General features: G+C 45.0%; 23 protein-coding genes, 7 tRNA genes, 1 riboswitch and 1 other annotated feature. Of the genes, 23 read left to right on the plus strand and 7 right to left on the minus strand.

The features are described 5' to 3' along the window. The first annotated feature begins 48 nt into the window (after positions 1-48). The 17 genes from rpmG to B2U56_RS09095 all read left to right on the plus strand — a co-directional run bounded on the left by rpmG (position 49) and on the right by B2U56_RS09095 (position 6,521). Positions 49-198 (plus strand): 50S ribosomal protein L33, encoded by a 150-nt coding sequence (gene rpmG, locus B2U56_RS09015; protein WP_013047722.1) that lies wholly within the window; start codon positions 49-51, stop codon positions 196-198. A gap of 21 nt (positions 199-219) precedes the next feature. Next, positions 220-295 (plus strand) — tRNA-Trp (locus tag B2U56_RS09020). Positions 296-327: 32 nt separating this feature from the next. Beyond that, entirely contained in the window at positions 328-510 is a 183-nt protein-coding gene (gene secE, locus B2U56_RS09025; protein ID WP_013047723.1) for a preprotein translocase subunit SecE, read from the plus strand. An 83-nt stretch (positions 511-593) separates the two neighbouring features. Continuing rightward, complete coding sequence (nusG, locus tag B2U56_RS09030; RefSeq protein WP_041459305.1) at positions 594-1,136, plus strand: transcription termination/antitermination protein NusG; 543 nt, start codon at positions 594-596, stop codon at positions 1,134-1,136. A gap of 86 nt (positions 1,137-1,222) precedes the next feature. Next, positions 1,223-1,648: a 50S ribosomal protein L11 gene (gene rplK / locus B2U56_RS09035; protein WP_013047725.1), complete on the plus strand. Its 426-nt coding sequence runs from the start codon at positions 1,223-1,225 to the stop codon at positions 1,646-1,648. Between the two features lie 74 nt (positions 1,649-1,722). Continuing rightward, entirely contained in the window at positions 1,723-2,433 is a 711-nt protein-coding gene (rplA, locus tag B2U56_RS09040; protein ID WP_013047726.1) for a 50S ribosomal protein L1, read from the plus strand. 17 nt (positions 2,434-2,450) lie between these two features. Further along, positions 2,451-2,614: a sequence feature (ribosomal protein L10 leader region), on the plus strand. 9 nt (positions 2,615-2,623) lie between these two features. Further along, entirely contained in the window at positions 2,624-3,154 is a 531-nt protein-coding gene (rplJ, locus tag B2U56_RS09045) for a 50S ribosomal protein L10 (RefSeq protein ID WP_286953466.1), read from the plus strand. 73 nt (positions 3,155-3,227) lie between these two features. Continuing rightward, positions 3,228-3,608 carry a 50S ribosomal protein L7/L12 gene (rplL, locus tag B2U56_RS09050; RefSeq protein WP_013047728.1) on the plus strand — a complete coding sequence of 127 codons (381 nt, stop codon included), beginning with the start codon at positions 3,228-3,230 and terminating at the stop codon, positions 3,606-3,608. A 74-nt stretch (positions 3,609-3,682) separates the two neighbouring features. Further along, entirely contained in the window at positions 3,683-4,372 is a 690-nt protein-coding gene (gene nfi, locus B2U56_RS09055) for a deoxyribonuclease V (protein WP_286953467.1), read from the plus strand. After that, positions 4,369-5,211 carry an amidohydrolase family protein gene (locus tag B2U56_RS09060; protein ID WP_286953469.1) on the plus strand — a complete coding sequence of 281 codons (843 nt, stop codon included), beginning with the start codon at positions 4,369-4,371 and terminating at the stop codon, positions 5,209-5,211. Before nfi ends, B2U56_RS09060 begins: the two co-directional genes overlap by 4 nt. Before the next feature lie 53 nt (positions 5,212-5,264). Beyond that, positions 5,265-5,339 (plus strand) — tRNA-Val (locus B2U56_RS09065). A gap of 41 nt (positions 5,340-5,380) precedes the next feature. Further along, a tRNA-Asp gene (locus B2U56_RS09070) sits at positions 5,381-5,457 on the plus strand. 15 nt (positions 5,458-5,472) lie between these two features. Further along, positions 5,473-5,548: transfer RNA gene (locus B2U56_RS09075), tRNA-Phe, on the plus strand. A 15-nt stretch (positions 5,549-5,563) separates the two neighbouring features. Beyond that, a tRNA-Gly gene (locus tag B2U56_RS09080) sits at positions 5,564-5,638 on the plus strand. A gap of 16 nt (positions 5,639-5,654) precedes the next feature. Next, positions 5,655-5,728 (plus strand) — tRNA-Cys (locus tag B2U56_RS09085). 22 nt (positions 5,729-5,750) lie between these two features. Continuing rightward, a tRNA-Asn gene (locus B2U56_RS09090) sits at positions 5,751-5,826 on the plus strand. Between the two features lie 107 nt (positions 5,827-5,933). After that, entirely contained in the window at positions 5,934-6,521 is a 588-nt protein-coding gene (locus tag B2U56_RS09095) for a LysE family transporter (RefSeq protein WP_286953601.1), read from the plus strand. 6 nt (positions 6,522-6,527) lie between these two features. Here the strand turns inward: B2U56_RS09095 and B2U56_RS09100 are convergent, their stop codons facing one another. After that, the gene (locus B2U56_RS09100) at positions 6,528-6,722 is read right to left on the minus strand and encodes a YwbE family protein (RefSeq protein WP_286953472.1); all 195 of its coding nucleotides are present in this window, start codon (positions 6,720-6,722) and stop codon (positions 6,528-6,530) included. A gap of 164 nt (positions 6,723-6,886) precedes the next feature. On the opposite strand from B2U56_RS09100, the gene B2U56_RS09105 reads away from it, so the two are divergent. Continuing rightward, on the plus strand, positions 6,887-7,486 hold the full coding sequence (locus B2U56_RS09105; protein ID WP_286953475.1) for a class I SAM-dependent methyltransferase: 600 nt from the start codon (positions 6,887-6,889) through the stop codon (positions 7,484-7,486). 53 nt (positions 7,487-7,539) lie between these two features. Further along, positions 7,540-10,071: a bifunctional lysylphosphatidylglycerol flippase/synthetase MprF gene (mprF, locus tag B2U56_RS09110; protein ID WP_286953602.1), complete on the plus strand. Its 2,532-nt coding sequence runs from the start codon at positions 7,540-7,542 to the stop codon at positions 10,069-10,071. Between the two features lie 15 nt (positions 10,072-10,086). On the opposite strand, the gene B2U56_RS09115 is transcribed toward mprF, so the two are convergent. Genes B2U56_RS09115 through B2U56_RS09125 form a run of 3 tightly spaced genes read right to left on the minus strand, consistent with a single transcriptional unit; the run spans position 10,087 to position 13,011 of the window. Then, positions 10,087-10,437: a hypothetical protein gene (locus B2U56_RS09115; RefSeq protein ID WP_286953477.1), complete on the minus strand. Its 351-nt coding sequence runs from the start codon at positions 10,435-10,437 to the stop codon at positions 10,087-10,089. After that, the gene (locus tag B2U56_RS09120; RefSeq protein WP_286953478.1) at positions 10,434-11,708 is read right to left on the minus strand and encodes a DUF1576 domain-containing protein; all 1,275 of its coding nucleotides are present in this window, start codon (positions 11,706-11,708) and stop codon (positions 10,434-10,436) included. Before B2U56_RS09120 ends, B2U56_RS09115 begins: the two co-directional genes overlap by 4 nt. Further along, positions 11,701-13,011 carry a B12-binding domain-containing radical SAM protein gene (locus B2U56_RS09125; RefSeq protein WP_286953480.1) on the minus strand — a complete coding sequence of 437 codons (1,311 nt, stop codon included), beginning with the start codon at positions 13,009-13,011 and terminating at the stop codon, positions 11,701-11,703. Before B2U56_RS09125 ends, B2U56_RS09120 begins: the two co-directional genes overlap by 8 nt. 66 nt (positions 13,012-13,077) lie before the next feature. Here B2U56_RS09125 and rarD point away from each other — a divergent pair, with 66 nt between their 5' ends. Continuing rightward, positions 13,078-13,983 (plus strand): EamA family transporter RarD, encoded by a 906-nt coding sequence (gene rarD / locus B2U56_RS09130; RefSeq protein WP_286953482.1) that lies wholly within the window; start codon positions 13,078-13,080, stop codon positions 13,981-13,983. 71 nt (positions 13,984-14,054) lie between these two features. After that, positions 14,055-14,513: a hypothetical protein gene (locus B2U56_RS09135; protein ID WP_013047737.1), complete on the plus strand. Its 459-nt coding sequence runs from the start codon at positions 14,055-14,057 to the stop codon at positions 14,511-14,513. On the opposite strand, the gene mutY is transcribed toward B2U56_RS09135, so the two are convergent. Then, complete coding sequence (gene mutY, locus B2U56_RS09140; RefSeq protein ID WP_286953484.1) at positions 14,510-15,595, minus strand: A/G-specific adenine glycosylase; 1,086 nt, start codon at positions 15,593-15,595, stop codon at positions 14,510-14,512. The two genes, B2U56_RS09135 and mutY, sit on opposite strands and share 4 nt — an antisense overlap. Next, a complete protein-coding gene (locus B2U56_RS09145) occupies positions 15,573-15,725 on the minus strand; it encodes a hypothetical protein (RefSeq protein ID WP_213700024.1) in 153 nt (50 codons plus the stop codon). The genes mutY and B2U56_RS09145 overlap by 23 nt, the downstream gene beginning before the upstream one ends. Before the next feature lie 75 nt (positions 15,726-15,800). Between B2U56_RS09145 and B2U56_RS09150 the strand changes: the two genes are divergently transcribed. Next, a complete protein-coding gene (locus B2U56_RS09150) occupies positions 15,801-16,469 on the plus strand; it encodes a protein-L-isoaspartate(D-aspartate) O-methyltransferase (protein ID WP_013047740.1) in 669 nt (222 codons plus the stop codon). Next, a complete protein-coding gene (locus B2U56_RS09155; protein WP_286953489.1) occupies positions 16,469-16,834 on the plus strand; it encodes a cyclophilin-like fold protein in 366 nt (121 codons plus the stop codon). The genes B2U56_RS09150 and B2U56_RS09155 overlap by 1 nt, the downstream gene beginning before the upstream one ends. 62 nt (positions 16,835-16,896) lie before the next feature. Here the strand turns inward: B2U56_RS09155 and B2U56_RS09160 are convergent, their stop codons facing one another. Further along, entirely contained in the window at positions 16,897-18,729 is a 1,833-nt protein-coding gene (locus tag B2U56_RS09160) for a TonB-dependent receptor plug domain-containing protein (protein WP_286953491.1), read from the minus strand. A gap of 121 nt (positions 18,730-18,850) precedes the next feature. Next, positions 18,851-19,007, minus strand: a riboswitch (cobalamin riboswitch). Positions 19,008-19,027: the final 20 nt, after the last annotated feature.

Genomic DNA, 19,027 nt, shown 5'->3' on the forward strand with positions numbered 1-19,027 from the left:
TGGCGTTGTCACCGAGATTCTTGGGTAAACTGGAAGAGGGGAAGTATTATGGCAGATATAGTGGGTCTGCAGTGCACTGAATGTAAGAGAAGAAACTACTCAACAACAGTCAATAAGAAAAAGCAGGCCAAAAAACTGGAACTCAGCAAATACTGCAAATGGTGCGATAAACACACCTTGCATAAAGAAACTAAGTAGTGTAAAATACTCACTGCTCGCAGGTCCGTAGCTCAATTGGCAGAGCACTGGTCTCCAAAACCGGGGGTTGCAGGTTCGAGTCCTGCCGGGCCTGCCATTTTTTTTTGCCTAAAGATAGGAGGCCGAGGTATGGATAAGATCCTCAGCTTCGTGCGTGAAGCAAAAGCCGAACTTAAAAAAGTGACATGGCCAGGAAAAAAACAAGTGTGGTACTCTACCCTTGTGGTAATTGCTTTTACACTTTTCGTTGCCGCATATCTTGGTATTGTTGACCTGGCTTTGACCGGTATCTTTACGAAGATCATTAGTTAGGCTTTGTTCTGCATGGATTATTTGATGGGGTTAAATAGATTGCGTGGGGAGGTGAGGGGGCCAAAAGAGACCCCCTTTGTGTGATGGAGAGTAGCAGCGAACGGCGCTGGTATATAGTACAGACATATGCAGGGTACGAAAATAGAGTGAAGGCGAATCTTGAACAGAGGATCGCCACCATGGGCATGGAAGAAGAGATATTTAGTGTTTTAGTGCCTGTGGAGGAACGTGTTTTTGTCAAAGATGGCAAAAGCAAAAAAGTCACCCGTAAGCTTTACCCAAGCTACGTGCTTGTAGAGATGAAGCTGAATGATCAGTCCTGGTATGTTGTGCGTCACACTCCCGGTGTAACAGGTTTTGTAGGGGCAGGAAATCATCCCATTCCTCTTTCCGAAAAAGAAATAAAAGAAATTATGAGCAAAATCGGCAAGGACCATGCGAAGCCCAAGATTGAGATGAATCTAAAACCTGGGGATATTGTTAAAGTTAAAAGCGGCCCCTTTGAAGGTCAGGTTGGTCCTGTTGTTGAAATCGTTCCAGAGAAGGGAAAGGTCAAGTTTACAATTACAGTTTTTGGCCGTGAAACTGTAGTGGAAACAGACTATACGGAGCTTGATAAGCTCTAGAGATAAATGAATCTAAAAGCGGGCACTCCTCTTCCTCATAGTGGGAGAGGGGAGTGCTTTGCCGTGATGAGAGGAGATAAGTAGTAATGGCAAAAAAAGTTATTGCGCAGATCAAGTTGCAGCTGCCCGCCGGAAAGGCTACTCCTGCGCCTCCTGTAGGACCAGCACTTGGTCAGCATGGCGTGAACATTATGGAATTTTGCAAGCAGTTTAACGCCAAAACATCAGATCAGGCGGGGATGATTATTCCTGCAGTATTGACAGTATATGCTGACCGGAGTTTCACCTTTATCCTTAAGACACCTCCAGCAAGTGTTCTCTTGAAAAAAGCTGCTGGTCTTGACAGGGCTTCGGGTGAGCCTAACAAGGTTAAGGTGGGTAAAGTAAGCCGTGAAAAGGTAAGAGAAATAGCAGAGCTTAAAAAAGAAGATTTGAATGCTAACGACGTGGAAGCAGCCATGCGCATGATTGAAGGTACGGCTCGTTCCATGGGTATTGATATCGTCGATTAATTTAGTAGAGCTCTCAGGGTTATTCAGTGGCAGGGTCTGCAAAGCCCGTTATGACCACAAGGAGGGAATTTGTCATGGCAAAGAAAAGCAAAAGATACAGTGAGATAGCGGCGAAGGTAGACAGCACAAAGCTTTATGGGCTTCGTGAAGCAGTAGACCTTTACAAGGAAGTTGCTACAGCGAAGTTCGATGAGAGTCTGGAAGTTCACATCCGTCTCGGCGTTGATCCCCGCCATGCGGACCAGCAAGTTCGTGGAACCATCGTACTTCCCCATGGTACGGGAATCACGAAGAGAGTTCTGGTCTTGGCCGTAGGGGAAAAGGTAAAAGAAGCAGAGGACGCAGGTGCGGACATCGTCGGCGGAGATGACCTGATTCAGAAAATAAGCACTGGCTGGCTCGACTTTGATGCGGTTATCGCGACCCCAGATATGATGAAGAGCGTAGGACGCCTTGGAAAGATCCTTGGTCCCCGAGGACTTATGCCAAGCGCAAAAGCGGGCACCGTCACCTTTGACGTGGCTGACGCTATAAAGGAAATCAAAGCGGGTCGTGTAGAATTCCGCGTTGATAAAACTGCTATCATTCACAACATGGTAGGAAAGAAAAGTTTTGAAGCTGAAAAACTTTTTGAAAATCTGAAGGTCCTTTATCGAGCGATTTTGAAAGCACGTCCAGCATCGGCAAAGGGAACCTACGTAAGAAGCTTTTACATTGCGCCAACAATGGGTGTAGGAATAAAGATAGATCCTGTTGCAGCTTCTAAAGAAGTAGCAGAAGCATAAAAAAACAAAATATGCTACAATAAGCACCTGACAAACCAGAGACAGTGGGCGCGTTTAACGCCTAATGAATTCATATCACCCACCGAGGTTTGGAGAAAGACCCATAGAGTAGCCGTATAAGCTGCTTTCTTTGTGTACTTATCTCCCGGCCTTGATGGTCGGGAGATTTTTTTTGGGAGGAGGTGAACTCATGCCTGCAAATGTAAAGTATGAGCGAGTTAATGAATTGAAAGAAATGCTTGATAAAAGTGAAGCTGTTTTTGTAGCTGAATATCGAGGGCTCACCGTAGCGAAAATTACAGAGCTCCGCGCTAAAGTACGTCAGGCTGGCGGCGAGATGAAAGTTGCTAAAAACACGCTGTTTAAAATAGCCCTTCAGGAAAAAGATATGCCTGTTCCTGAGGATATTATGGCAGGGCCGAACGTTTATACAGTGGTATATGATGATCCAGTTGCAGTGGCGAAGGTTTTTGCGGAATTTTCAAGAGATAAGTCTAATAAGGCCTTTGTTATGAAGGGTGGCATAATGGGTACCAGCATACTTGATGCGGCACAGGTTGGTGCTTTGGCGGATCTTCCTTCCAGGGAAGTTCTTATCGCTCAGGTGGTCAGTACCATTGCTGCTCCTCTGTCAGGACTGGTTACCGTGCTTTCCGGTCCCATCAGAGGGCTTGCCACATGCCTCTCTCAGATCAAGGAGAAAAAAGAGCAGGCTGCCTAGCAGCAGCATAACCCGAAAGATTCGGGAAAACCTAAACTTGACAAAAGTTTTAATTTAAGGAGGAACAATAGAAATGACTCACGAAGAAATTATCCAGGCTATTGAAGGTATGACAGTACTTGAGCTTTCTGAACTCGTGAAGGCTCTTGAGGACAAATTTGGGGTTTCTGCTTCCGCTCCTGCCATGGCTATGCCCATGATGATGCCCGGCGCAGGCGCAGCAGTTGCAGCTGAAGAAGAGAAGACAGAGTTTGACGTGGTTCTTAAGGGCCCCGGTTCCAACAAAATCGCAACCATTAAAGTTGTTCGCGAACTTACCGGACTTGGCCTGAAAGAAGCCAAAGAGCTTGTTGACAATGCTCCCAAACCTGTCAAAGAAGCAGTCAGCAAAGAAGAGGCCGACGAAATTAAGGCCAAACTTGAAGAAGCTGGAGCAGAAGTCGAAGTTAAGTAGCCTTGAGCAGCATATAAACAACAAAGGGCTGTCCCAAAAAGGGCAGCCTTTTTTGTTCATGGGGAGGGGTTTTTTTGGAGTTTAAAATACCGCAATCCTATAAGGCTGCCATAGCGGAGCAACGTAAATTAGCGCAAAACGTTTATATAGAAGATGAAGAGATTCTTCTTAAGATAGTAGCCGGTGTAGATGTTGCTTACAGCAGAAGGGGAAAGGAAGCTTGGGCTATTGCAGGGATTGTAACAATGGAGTGGGAAACATTTCAGCCCATAGAGTTTGTTCATGCCATATGTCCCGTTTCATTTCCCTATTTAACCGGACTTCTTTCCTATCGCGAACTTCCTGTTCTCATTAAAGCATTAAATAAACTTCAATCTGCTCCAGACCTCTGGATGTTTGATGGGGCGGGCATAGCCCACCCTCGAAAAATAGGCTTAGCGTCTCACTTTGGAGTTCTTACGAACTCTGTTACTATTGGTGTAGCAAAAAGCCGCCTTGTTGGGGAGTATGAGGAGCCAGCAATTGAAAAAGGCAGTGTTTCCCCTCTTTATTTCAATAGCGAGCAGGTTGGAGTTGTATTGCGCTCAAGAAGAGCTGTAAAGCCCCTTTTTATCAGCCCGGGGCATAGGATTTCTATAGAGAAGGCCGCTCTGCTTGTTTTAAAAGCATGTGTTCGTTACAGGCTTCCAGAGCCAACGCGAGCAGCTCACTGCTATGTGACAGAAGTTCGTCGGAAGTTTGTTGAAAGAGGTGTAGAGGCATGATTATTGATACCCATGTTCATGTATATCCACCAGATGTGATAAGAGATTTTGAAAAGATATCTGAACGAGAAGATTATTTTAAGTTACTTTGTCATGGCAAGATTCACAAGTGGGCCACCTATGAAGATGTAATAGAACAAATGGACAAGGATGGCATTGAGAAGTCGTGGATATTTGGTTTTGCCTTTAAGGACCTTGGGTTATGCAGACATTGTAACAATTATGTTATAGAGGCCGTAAAGAAGCATCCAAACCGCTTTCATGGCCTCGCTGTAGTTCCTCCTCTGAGTCTGGGAGCTGATGAAGAAATAGTGCGCTGTGCGGAAGAGGGTCTTATTGGGGTGGGAGAACTCTTCCCCGGGGGACAGGGTTTTGACATAGACGATGTTCGTCAGACATGGCGTTTGGTAGGAACGACACAAGAGGCAGGTATGGTTTTGTTATTCCATACCGCAGAACCTGTAGGTCATGATTATCCTGGTAAGGGCAATGTGGGTCCCAGAGAAGGGGCTCAGTTTTGTATGAATCACCCGGAAGCGAAGGTCGTTTTTGCTCATTTTGGAGGAGGTTTATGGCTTTACGAGTTAATGCCCGAAATGAAACGTTACTTGAGAAATGCAAGATATGACACGGCAGCTTTACCGTGGTTATACGCCCCCCACATTCTTCAGGCCATGAAGAGCGCTGACGTGCTAGAAAAATTGTTTTATGGGTCAGACTTTCCTATATTGTCTTTTGGAAGGTATGAAAGGGCTATAAAGGGTGTTCTCGAAATGGGAAAAGACATAAGCGATCTTCTTGGACATAATGTTGAAAAATTCCTTATGCCAAGGGGTTGACGAGTGCAAGAATGGACGATATACTATCCTTCGCGTTGGTCGAGTGGCGAACGGGGCGGATAGTTCAGCGGAAGAACACTTGCCTTACACGCAAGGGGTCACAGGTTCGAACCCTGTTCCGCCCACCAATCAGCAATAAATCGTTTTTGTATTTTGATAGATTTATGGTGGGGTCGTAGCTCAGTCGGTTAGAGCGTCGGCCTGTCACGCCGAAGGTCGCGAGTTCGAGTCTCGTCGGCCCCGCCATTTTAATAGGGACAGGGCGGGATAGCTCAGTCGGTAGAGCAGCGGACTGAAAATCCGCGTGTCCCCAGTTCAATTCTGGGTCCCGCCACCATCTCGGTTAAGTTATGCGGAAGTAGCTCAGGGGTAGAGCACAACCTTGCCAAGGTTGGGGTCGCGGGTTCAAATCCCGTCTTCCGCTCCATTGAAAGTTCTATAATGGCGGCATAGCCAAGTGGTAAGGCAGAGGACTGCAAATCCTTTATCCCCGGTTCGAATCCGGGTGCCGCCTCCACTATTATAAAAAAGTTTAACGTTCCTCGGTAGCTCAATCGGCAGAGCGGGTGGCTGTTAACCACTAGGTTGCAGGTTCGAGTCCTGCCCGAGGAGCCAGTTTTAAAAAGAGCCACTTCGGATATCCGAAGTGGCTCTTTTGTTACTATAGTTAATTCCTACCGATTCGCGGATTACGCCATAAGAGAGCAGGGGAAGAAGTGTTTATGGTTAATTTCACAGCATTCTTATCGTATGTCCTCATTGCAAACTTTGCGCCCGGACTCAATGCTATTATGTCGATGTCAAATGCAAGCCGATATGGATTTAAAAAGAGCATAATGTTTAACGCAGGCATAGCCTTCGGTGTTTTGATCATATTTGCTTTAAGCAGTTTTTTAAGTGTGGCACTTTACGGATTTATTCCCTCAATCCAACCTGCAATGATCTATGTTGGAGCCGCTTATATTCTGTGGCTTGCATGGCAAATCTATAAAAGTAAACCTTGTGTTGAGGATGAAGCGTCAAATCGCACAAATACGTTTTTATCGGGGCTGCTTTTGCAGTTTATCAATCCAAGTGTCATCATTTATAGCCTTGCAACAGTTTCAACCTTTATCGTCCCTTATTACAAATCTGTGTTTATGCTTGCGTTTTTTTCTCTAATTCTCGCTTTTCTTGGTTTTGTAGCAACCTGCAGTTGGTCGTTATTTGGTTCTGTGTTACAGAAATTCCTTATAAAGAATCATAAAGTTGTTAATAATGTTATGGCGCTGCTGCTTGTCTACTGTGCAGTTTCCTTGCTCCTCCAGTAGTAATAGCTATTCCAATATTTCCTTAACCCTTCCGACTATGCCGCTTTCCAGGCGCACCTTTATACCATGGGGATGGGTTGGGCTTTTTGTGAGCAGGTCTTTGACGATACCTTCCGTTAGCTGTCCCGTTCTTTGGTGTTGCTTTTGAACGATTTTTACTCGAAGACCAGGTTTTATATCTTTGCGTACTGTTCCAGACATTTTAATCCCTCCTGTCATTGATGACTCAATGAGCTTATCGATTATGACATTTTTTGTTAATAGGTCAAATTGAACTTAGTATAGAGCTGTGGACATAGAAGAAAAATACAGGCAAGCTTGTTGTATAATCGCAGTAAATTTATTTTTAAGCTTAGGAGGATTAAATGTTAACAAATTTTTTCCTTAAGATGCTTAACAGGGAAGCAGCGTCTCCAAGAAGGGGAGCCCAGCGAATCATTGAAAGTTTGCACCTTTATGAAGGAGAGAAAATAGTTGATATAGGCTCTGGGGGAGGATTTTTTACTCTTGCCTTCGCGAAGAGGGTTGGTGAAAACGGAACTGTCTATGCTGTTGATACCAGGCTTGAGTATTTAGAGTTCGTAAAACGCCAAGCAGAAAAAGCTGGGTTGGACAACGTTATAACCGCTCTGGTAGAAAAGGATGATGTTCCCTTGCCTGAGGGAGCTTTAGACCTGATTTTTGCAAGGGATGTCTTTCATCATTTGCCTGACCCGGAACGGTATTTTCGTGTTCTTAAAAGGACGCTTAAACCTAATGGAATTGTTGTAATTATTGATCATGCGCCAGCGCGAGGCTTTAGTTTTGTAAGTTTATTTAAGCATTTCACTTCACTTGAGATTATCCAGAAAACCATGGAAATGGCCGGATACGAGCTTTCCGAGTCCTTTGATTTCCTCCTGCCTGAACAGACCTTTACTCTTTGGAGGCGGTACGATTTGATGCCCGAACCGAGCGAACAATGAACAAGAAAGAGAGCCACGTTAGAAGAGTGTCCTGGTTGCACTTAATAGCTTCAATGGTTAGGGGAATTATCTTTGTAGCAGCGTTATTTGTGATTGGTCATGAGTTGGAAGGTGTGCACATATACGACGTACTTATGCAATTGCGACAGATAGGGCGTTGGCATTTAGTTGGGGCAGTTATACTGACCGCCCTGAGCTATATGCTGATGATCAGCTACGATGATCTTGGACTTCGTTATCTTGATCATCGGCTGGGGATTATGCAGATAAGCTTCACTTCATTTCTTGGCTATGCATTCAACAACAATCTTGGCACCCTTCTAGGGGCCGGAACTGTGAGGGTTCGTATATATAGTGCTTGGGGACTCTCAAACAAACAAATTCTTTCACTTATCCTCTTTTCGAGCAGCTGTGTCTGGTTGGGGTTGGCGACACTTACCGGCTCCGTTCTCCTCATACACCCCATTCCCTCCAATGTTAATCTGCCGCTGTTTGTTGATTCTATCTCCCTTTGGGGGTTCGCTCTTATGGCACTGGTAGCGGGATACCTTGGGATGTGCCTATGGTGGAGAAAGATTATCCACATTTGGAGATGGTCGTTTCAATTGCCGTCGATCAGGTTGGCTGTGATACAAATACTTATCGGTTCGTTAGACTGGCTTTTGGTAGCGCTGGTTCTCTATGTATTGCTGATCTATATCACTGATGTACCGTTTATCACGTTTCTTGCGGTGTTTCTGCTGGCACAATTTGCTGGCATAGTCAGCAATGTTCCCGGCGGACTAGGTGTGTTTGAGACGGTACTGTTAGTGATGCTTAGTGCGCAGGTAGAGCATCAGGCTATACTTAGAGCCCTCGTTTTGTTCAGGGCAATCTACTACTTACTGCCGCTAGCCGTTGCCGGGCTATCTTTGGGGGGATTAGAATTGTTACGGCACCGTCGGTCATTGGGGATGGCCTATAGTATATACCAGCGATTCGCAAGGCCAGTTGTACCATTGGCGATGGCAGTGCTGGTGTTTGTTGCAGGGCTGTCAATGCTTTTCGCTGGAGTTTTGCCAACGAGTTACACGCGACTGCATCTTTTGCACGATTGGTTACCCCTTACGGCAATTGAAATTTCACACTTATTGGGCAGTGTGGTAGGGACGCTGCTGTTATTCCTTGCGATAGCACTCTATCGCAGGATTAATGTGGCCTATGCCCTAGGGATAACGCTACTTGGTGCTGGAATGGTGCTATCTCTGTTGCGTGGGTTGCATTGGGAAGTTGCCCTGACGCAGGGTATAGTGCTGATGGCCTTGTTGCCCTGCAGAAGTTGCTTCTACAGGCGGGCGAGGCTGCTAGAGCCTCGTACCAGTTCTTCTTGGCTAGCGGCAGTAGGACTGGCAGTGGGAGCGTCGATTGCTCTCGGACTCTTTGCGTTTAGACATGTTCCCTATCGTAACGAATTATGGTGGCAAGTTTCGTTGACTGGCGATGTGCCGCGTTTTCTGCGTGCCGCTCTGGCTAGTGTATTGGTGGTACTGGCGTTTTCTGTCGTGTGGCTGTTGCGACCAACACGCATTGTGCCGTTGTGGCCGGGTAAGTACGAGCTGGATATAGCACAGCGTATTGCGGGTGGTTTCCCCCACACCTATGCACACCTGGCACTGTTGGGCGATAAGCAGTTGCTGTTCAATTCCCAGCGAAACGGTTTTATCATGTATGGTGTGCAGGGCGGAAGCTTAATTGCAATGGGTGATCCAGTGGCTGCCGATAGGCAACAGGAAGAACTAGCATGGCAGTTTCGAGAACTATGTGATCGATACGGTATGCGTTGTGTGTTTTACCAGGTTGATGGGGCTAATCTTCCTCTGTACGTGGACATGGGCTTGTCCCTTGTCAATCTTGGAGAAGAAGCACGTGTGCCTCTTAAAGACTTCTCTTTAGAAGGCAGTAAACGCAAATCGTTACGTCAAGATGTCAACCGAGCCGTTAAAGCTGGTTGCAGTTTTGAAGTAGTGCCCGCTGAACAAGTTGCTCTGCTTATTCCTTACCTTAAGACCATTTCCGATGCCTGGCTTACTCTTAAGCATGGACAAGAGAAGGGGTTTTCTCTTGGTTTCTTTAATGAAGACTACTTGTCACGGCTCTCGATCGCTGCAGTACGGCACGAAGGCAAAATCGTAGCCTTCGCTAATCTCTGGTTAGGTGGTGACGAAGAGCTTTCTCCCGATCTAATTCGCCATCTGCCCGATGCTCCGCCCGGCACAATGGACTTTCTTATCACACAACTACTGCTTTGGGGTAAAGAAAAGCAATATCAGTGGTTCAATCTCGGAGGTGCGCCATTGTCCGGTTTAGAAGATCGTACCCTAGCGCCGCTATGGCATCGATTGGGAACACAGCTCTATCGTCATGGTGAGCATTTCTACAACTTTAAAGGACTCCGCCAATTCAAAGAAAAATTCGACCCTGTTTGGGAGCCAAAGTATCTGGCTACATCAGCAGGGTTGAGTCTACCAGCGGTATTGGTAGATCTGACTCTGTTGATCGGCAAACATGCAGTCAAGAATAACGGCGGAATAAAGTCGCCGCAATAACTCGTTTTGCCGGTGCTACTTCTTTCGGACTAGATGGATAGTCAGCCGCCTATTTTCTTCATCCCTTTCAATTGTTACTTCGTCAGTCATAATGCCTACGAGGTGAAGCTCGGCATCGGTATCGCTTTCCCCCGACAGACTCCAATACATTTCTTCCAATTCGTAATTGCGGGGCTGACAAAGTAAATTTTTTAGCCGTTCGAGTCGCTCATCAGGGAGGTGATTATATGTCCCTGAGATTTCGATACGAAAGGCATCAGAATCTTCCTGTATGACCAGGCTTATCTTGTTACATTTGAGAAAGGTAAGAAAATCGTTAATCAGTTCTCCAGCCATTTTTGTCACTCGTATCCGCTCATGTTTCATCTATTATTTCCTCCTCTGGCAAAAGTTTCGATCAAAGGGAGCAGAAAAGCAGCAACTAAGCCTCCTGAAAAACCGTTATTATAAAGATTAAACCCGGAATGGAGCATCCCCACATTTAAGACAACAGATGAATGGACAAATCCGGCAATAAGGCCGTATTTCCATCCGAATTCACCACTTATTGGAGCAAGAGTGGTTCCAAAGAGGGCAGCGATTTGTATTGAAGGTTCCGCAAGGCCCCAACGTTTTATTATTGCTCCTAACATGATGCCAAGAATAACAGGGATTATGTTTCGCGGGTGCTTCCCAAAAGCGCTAAAGCCAACAACAGTAAGAATTCCGCCGATGGTCGGGCCGTTGAGATCACCGCCAATAAAAAGAATGTATGACGTGGTGATCACGCCCATAATGCCCATGTTGAAAAGGGTAGCTCCCCACCCTTCCAAAATGACGAAATCCGAAACGGCTCTTCCACTATACCCCATAATCCACTTAAATTTATTCCAACGCGGTAGAAAAAGAGAGAAAAGCACAATAGCTGCGAAAGATATGTAAAGAAAAACCGCTAAAAGCAGATTGTTGCCTGTAGTCCATATCATTCGAGATTCTACAAGAAGTCCGAAAGACTTCAAGAGAGAAACATATACAGTGCCAATGGTTCCAGTTACAAAACCTACGTTATAGAGGCTGTATCCCTGATGGAAACGAAGAAATGCCGTGGATAGGGGGGGAAGTATCATGCCAATAGAGAGACCAACGAGAATGCCCGCAAAAAGGTTGAAAGGCCCAAAGGGGAGAAGATTTCCAAAGAGCATCAAGCTGACGAGGGGGGAAAGGGCTGTCCCAAAAAGTGCGATATAAATGTACCTTGAGAAAGGCTCTTTTCTATATTTGGCAAAAAGATAGACGCCAACAAGAATGGGCCAGACATTTAATATGTTTTTCCCAAAGAGGGCAAATCCGGCAACAGTGAGGAGAGCAGAAATAGAAATGCCCGTTATCTGGGTGCCAGATAAAAAGAGTATCCCTGTCATTGATAAAGTCAATAAGCCGCTATTGAAGAAAGCGGCGCCCAGGCCGCCAACGCCAACATAATCACTAATGAGGTAATCAGGGTCTAAAATAATAGACCAAAGGCCTTTAATAATCTCTCTAGGAGAAGATATGATAAAAGAAAAAATGATGAATAGAAAACAGAAAGCGCAAAGTCCAAGATAAGGACCATACCTCATTTGCATTAGGGGTTGTTTTTTCTTTGCGAACTTAAACAATGTTTTTTCCTCCTGTCTCTAGAGGGCTGTGTATATGGTGAGCCATGTTTTTTAATATCTGAAGCTCTTCCGGAGAAATTTCTTTTGATATGTAGCCACAATAAGCGGTGTTGTTTTGAAGAAGAGGTTCAGTTGTTAACTGGGGGTGCTTTTGAGTGCTTGCTTCAAACATCATAGTACCGGGGATAGGGGAGTATTCTGCCGTTTTTGCTACAGCGCCAAGGGAATGAACAAATTCAATGGCATTTTTTACACTTTCGAAGCGCTGCCCAGGCAGGCCGATGAGAATATATGTTTCAAGGTCTTCTTGGGAATATCCTGCCCTTAGAAGATGGGTTACAGCTTTGACGTATTGGTGTTCTGAAACCTTTTCTGAACTTGCTTTTTGTATGATGGGGTCAGTGCTTTCCAGGCTCAGCCGTATTGTTTTAAAACCAGTATCAAATAAAACCTTGGCACATTTCCCATCAATTTCTCTAACATGTAATCCGTTAGGCGTGTGAAAACGGATGTGTGAAAAAGATTTCCGCAATCTTTCACACATCGGATAAAAATGGGATTCTTTATTGATGAGAAGCGCATCGTCATAAAAGGCCATATCACGAACAGTAGGAATCCTTTCCTGAAAAGATATTTCGTGTATAATCTCTTCTACCTCTCTTTGTCGGAAGCAAGGCCAAAGCAGTTTTGAAGCACAATACTGACAGTGTAAAGGGCATCCCCAGGAAGTCATAATGACTCCATATTCTGGCTGGTTGTATAAATCTAGAGCAGGATAGGGGCTTTCCAGATAGAGGGGGTCGGATTGAACCCCATTGGCTCCGATGGTTCGGGCATGTTCGGGGCAGAGCTGGGCATAAAAGCCTCCTAGTAGTACGGGAGCGTGTGGAAATATTCTTTTGACACGGTCAAGGCACCATTGGATTCCGGGATACCAGTAGGTCATCCCCGAAGTAAGCAGAATAACATCAGGTGTGGGGGTTTTTCTAAGCTTTTCCAGGAAATCTTTTTCTTCCATTCCAAAGTGGTAATATTTTCTGGGGATATGACTATAGCAAGCCGGTTTTTCAACCTTTCGCCGCAAAGGCTTGTAACGGCCAAAGGTCTTTGGTGTTTCTCGTCCTTCATAGATACAGTCGATAAGATAGACGGAGTTTTTCTGTTCTCGGAGGGTTTCTAAAATGTACAAAAGACCTAATGGCTTAGCCCAAAAATCGAAATAGGCGAAGTCAAAAACAGGAGGATTAATCCCTAAAATTGTTTTGTTACGAAGATTTTTTAAAAATAGACTATAATCACTCATTGCAAGCACAGTATAGCAGATTTATAAAAGAGGCGAGAGTATAAGTTGAGTCAGGGAGTGGAAAAAATGAAGAAAACAGAGTTTGAAAAGGGGTTTTTGGCAGCGCTCGCGGCTTTTGGTGCGTGGGGGTTGCTTCCTGCCTACTGGAAACAGCTGGATAACTTACAGCCCCTCCAGATTCTATGTCACAGAATCGTTTGGTCTTTGTTATTTGTCGCCATAGTTTTGACGGTTCAACATCGCTGGGGAAGCGTCGTTAAAGCCATAAAAACACGAAAGACACTGGGGCTCCTATTGTTGAGTGGCCTTGCCATCGGGGTGAACTGGTTTGTTTATATCTGGGCAGTCAATTCGGGGAAGGTGATCGAAACAAGTCTGGGTTATTTTATCAACCCCCTTGTAAGTGTGTTGTTTGCTGTTCTTTTTTTACGGGAGAAGCTGAGCACTTTACAGTGGAGTGCTATTGTTCTCGCTGGTCTAGCTATCTTGTATCAGGTTATTTTAGTAGGCAGGGTCCCCTTTGCGGCCCTTAGCATTGCTGTGTCTTTCGCCCTATATGCCCTTATCCGAAAAATGGCCGAGGTAGAGTCTTTTCCCGGACTTTTCATAGAAACCCTTCTTTTGGTTTTTCCCGCGTTATTCTATCTTTTTATTGGGCTTCCGGAAGAACCGTTCCTGGCAGGGGAAACGGCACAACAGAATATATGGCTATTAAGTAGCGGAATTGTAACATCCCTGCCTCTGATATGTTTTGCATATGGAGCGAGGCGGCTTCCATTAAGTATGTTGGGTATTATGGAGTATTTGGCTCCCACATTGTCATTTCTGCTAGGCTTCTTTGTTTATAAAGAGCCGTTCGATCGATTACAGTTCCTTACTTTTGTTTGTGTATGGGTGGCGCTTGCTCTCTTTACGGGAGAGAAATTGTTACGTTGGCGCAGAATGCAGCATCCTGACAAAGATTTGGTGTAAAATAATAGAAATCGAAACAATTTTCACTCGTGGGAGTGAAATAAGAAAAAGGTTCTGAAGAGGTGAGGATTATGAAAAGACCTTTGTTAATATTGGCGATATGTATGGCTATTTTTGCGGCATTAGGCGTAAGTGCTGCGGACGCAAGCGATTTCTCTCTTTTTGAGATTCGAGAGATAGCAGTAAAGGGGTCCAAGCTTCATATTAGAGGAGATGCGGACCTCCCGGAAGGTGCGATGCTGAATATAGCTCTTCACTTTCCAGGGTTTGATGGAAAACCAGGGAATAAAAAAGACATTAAGGTACATGTAAACAAGAACCATTTTTTTATACAGGTCCGTTTGCCAAAAGATAGAAAGGATTGTCCCTGGATTGGAATTTTGCGGGCAATCTTCAGGCCATCTTTACAGGAAGAGAAAATAAAAAAACAAGTTGGACCCAAAGGGGAACATTTAAAAGGCATCAAGGTTCGCTTTGAAAATGGGGAAAACATTTTTTTTGACGAAAGAGATTTCTCTTTAGAACTTTAGATATCTTTAAGAGGCAGGCCTTTAATAGAAGAGGGCCTGCTTTTTTTAATGAAAAGGTGAAGCAGTTTCGCGCTTCCTCCCTGAAGAGGCAGCTTGCTGAGCTCTTTTGGCATCACCCATTTGAAAGGGGTTTCAACGTGAACAAGAGACGGCAGGGATGCCGTATAGCCATTGAGATCTATCTGAGTGTTCATGATAGAGTGGCGAACCCTTCCGAGGCTCCGGAGTGTAAAAGAAGCTGTTCCCAGTACTTTGTCTATTTCTTTCATAAGAACTTCCTCTGCAGGTAGATCATCATGTTCAAAACCCCATGGGAATTCCCATAGGCCACCCCAGGGACCATCTGTTTCTCTTTGTCTCAATAATATAAATTTATCGCAATAGAAAATCCCTGCCGCAGCCTTCTTTTTTTGAATTTCAGTTTTTTTATTTGTAATAGGGCGATTATTTTGTTCCCCTTTTTGGAAAGCCTGGCAGAATTTCTGCAAGGGGCAAAGGGGACATCGCGGCGACCGTGGAATGCATACAAGAGCGCCTAGTTCCATTACGGACTGGTTGAAGTCCCGAGCATTTTCAGAAGGGAGTGTGGAGGATACATAATTGTTTAGAAGATCCAGTCCCATCCCACTTATAACCGGCATATCTATATTGAAAAGTCGAGCGAAAACCCTTCGTACATTTCCGTCTACAGCTGGATAGGGCAGATTATAGGCAATGCTCAGAATAGCTCCTGCGGTATATGTGCCAATGCCTGGCAGTTTTCGTAGCACTGCTTCATCTGGAGGAACCGTAGAATACCCCATATGCACAAGCTGTTTTGCGGCTTTTAGAATATTTCTGGCTCGAGAATAATATCCTAACCCCTCCCACAACTTTAAAATTTCTTCCTCTGATGCTTCAGTGAGTTCTGAAAGGTTCGGAAATCGTTCCATCCAGCGGTTGAAGAAGGGTATCACTCTATCTATTTGAGTCTGCTGCAACATTATCTCTGAAATCCAAACCTCATAGGGATTGTAGGAATGGCGCCATGGAAGGTTCCGCTTGTGGCAGTAGAACCATTCAAGCAATATTTTTGAGATCATACCCCATACCTCGTCCAAAAGATGCCAGGTGCTTTGTTAAATAGTCTATAATAATCGATGAGGAAGCAGCCTTTTTTGCTGGCTGCTCTCTTCTTTCTCTGAAAAGGATGGGCAGCGGTTTCTTGTTCATAGATAGTCTCCTCGAGAATATAGTACCTTTCTTTCATAGGTATTATATAGCTTCAAGTATGGCAGGGGGTGCAATATGGATTTGGAAAAATGGCAAGACTTTGCGTGGCTAATGGTAAAAACCCAAATAGAGAGCAGAGGGGTGGAGGATGAAAGAGTTCTTCAGGCTATGAAGAAGGTTCCAAGGCATCTTTTTGTTGCCGAAGAGTATCAGTCCCTTGCCTATGTTGATGCACCTCTTCCAATTGGGGAAAGTCAGACTATTTCACAGCCTTATATGGTGGCATTAATGACAGAGCTTCTTCAGGTTTCTCCAGGTATGAAGATTCTCGAAATAGGAACAGGATCCGGTTACCAGGCTGCAGTTTTAGCTGAGATTGGAGCAAAAGTTTTCTCAATAGAACGCATTTCATCTCTTGCCAAAAAGGCGAGAAATGTGTTAAGTAAAGCTGGTTATGAAGTAGTTGTTGTTACTGCTGACGGCAGGGAGGGGTATGCCCAGGAAGCTCCCTATAATGGAATTATTGTAACAGCGGCGGCAGATAGAGTAGAAGAGGCATGGAGGGATCAACTTTCAATAGGAGGGCGTCTTGTAGTGCCATTGAGTGTGGATGTTGGGTTACAGCGTTTGGTAGTTTTGTTAAAAAAGAAAAATCAATGGATCGATACGTGGCATGATTATTGCCGTTTTGTGCCGGTTATGCCAGGAACAAGAACAGAGAAAAGGGAAGGAGCCGATGGGTGATGGACATACGAATTCGAACAGGAGAAATTGAAATCAACGCTGCCTTAAATAATTCTGTGACTGCTTCTCGTATCTTAAAAATATTACCTATAAAAAGTAGGGCAAACACGTGGGGAGAAGAAATTTATTTCATGATCCCCCTTATTGCAGACTTAGAGGATGGAAAAGAGGTAGTAGAAGCCGGGGACATCGCTTTTTGGCCTACTGGAAGTGCATTCTGCATTTTTTTTGGTCCAACTCCTGCCAGTAAAGGGGACGAAATCAGGCCAGCCAGCGCAGTGACAGTTGTGGGAAAGATCAAAGGAAACCTGGAAGTTTTAAAAACAGTGAAGAATGGGGACCCTATTATTATTGAGCGAGCCTGATAAAAGAATGGATAAAGAGGGGCGGCATTTTTTAGCCGCCCCTCTTTATCTTTAATTTTTCCTTAAAAACTATACTTCCATGTGATGTAAATACTTCGTTCAGGGCCGTAATATTCCCAGCCAGCGGAATCGTACATAAATTCTTCATCGAAGAGATTGTAGCAGCTTAGGCGAAGGGTATGATCTCCAGAGCGCCACTCCGCAAAAACATCGGTCTGGAAATAATCATCGCCGGAGGGGTAGCCGTTGCGGTTAGCCAGATAAGAGAAATCGACCCCGGCAGTCCATGGACCAGAATGATATTCAGCAGAAGTTTTTAAAAGCCATTCGGGGAACCCGTAGCTGTTAACCCATTCGTCATTTGATTTTTCCTGAGCCTTCATCCAGGTGCCGCTAAGGCTCAGAGTCCACTTCGACGTGATGTCCCATCTCCTTAAGGCTTCCAATCCATAGGATTTGAACTGATCAACGTTTTCGTAGGTGCTGTTTCGCCAAATAATCTTGTCTTCCATGTCGGAGTAAAAAAGTCCAAGGTTCCAGCTGCCGGAGTGGTCAGCCCCTTTTATGCCGAGGTCATAGCTCCAACCCTTTTCTGGCTTGAGGTTTGGATTTCCAACAGTTCCCCACGGCCCTTTGGCGTAGAGTTCGTAAATGCTTGGCATGGCAAAGAAACGTCCCGCAGACAGATACCATGTGCTTCCATTGTCCAGAGGGTACTGAAGGGTCAATTTAGGCATGAGCTCATTGTGGTTTTCCGCGTCATCCTGGCGCCAGATTTCGTATCTTAGCCCAAGGGTTCCTATAAAATCGCCGATGGGGCGGGAAAACTCTGCGAAGGGAGCGTAATTTGTTCGATTCTGTTCCACTTCCGGGTCAAAAGAGGAACCACGGAATGTTGATTCTTCTCTTCTAAAAAACAGTCCCCATGAAGCCAAGGTTTCTCCCCATTGTTCCTGTTTTGCAAATTCTGTGGTGAAAGCCCGATCCTTATAGTAATTATCAGGATTTTGCAAAATATAATATCGCTGGTCGTCGTATCCCATAAGAATGTAGTAATTGCTGCCGGCATAGCGGAGGGCGTATCTTTGATATTGCCCCTTTTCACTATTTATATCCACGGGTGTAAACCAGCCGGGAGTTTCATATTCATTTTTATATTCTCCGATTTCACTTTTTAAAAACCAGTTTTTCCCGCTAAAAGTGAAACCGTAAGCGTCCTCTCGATACTTAAGAGCATAAAAATCTTCCATGGATAACGTATCTTTTAAAAGACGGTGTCTGCCTTCTTCTTTTCGAGAGTACCAGAGTCCCGCATTTAGACCGTTATCAGCGGCATTTCCTTGAATAGCATAGCGTCGCCAGTCATTAGGGCCGATTTCTCCTTCCAAAAAGCCGCCCTGAGCGCCTTTCTTGGTAATGATGTTAATAACGCCTCCCGCAGCCATAGAACCGTAAACAGCAGAACCCGCACCTTTTACAACGTGTATCTCCTCAATATTGCTGATCGGAAAGCTTCTGAAATCAACGGTTGCAGCTCCGGCGCCATGAGAGGATCTGTAATAAGGGATACCGTCAACGAGAACCAGTATTTCCGTTAAAAAACCACGGATTGTAACCTGAGAAGCGTTTGAAAAGCCGGATTTTTGCTTTACAAACATTCCTGGTACATGCTTTTCAAGAACAGTTGCCAGATCCTTTGAGCCGCTTTGATCTATCTGGCTGCGGGTAATAACGTAGGTTGGCGCGGGCACTTCTTCCAGACTTGTAGCCAAACGGCTTCCCGTTACTAGTTCCTCAGGAACCTCGTAGACTTTTTCTGTCCCTGTTGCGCTTGTTGCAAAAAATGCTAGCAACAAAACCATAGACAACATGATGAGTCTCTTTTTCTGAATCACTGTAGTCCCTCCTAAATGAAATAAAAAATAAGTGGCGAGGAAAGGATTGATACGACAACCTTTCCTCGCCACACAGAAGGGCAAAAAGAAGAGTTATCATATCACGCCCTCGCATGATAATGAACCACCAAGCTTTCCGATCGGTCTCCTGACTCCAGTTCATCCTCCCTCGCGCCTTCCCGGAAATTCCAGTGGCTTTGCGAGTTCGTCGCTGTTACAGTGGCGGGGCCGTTCTGGCTTTGCACCAGATTCCCTATACCGGAAAACAGACTTTCTTATTTGATTTTATCAGATATCA

Source organism: Aminobacterium sp. UBA4987 (genome assembly GCF_002396985.1).
GTDB classification, from domain to species: Bacteria; Synergistota; Synergistia; order Synergistales; family Aminobacteriaceae; genus Aminobacterium; species Aminobacterium colombiense.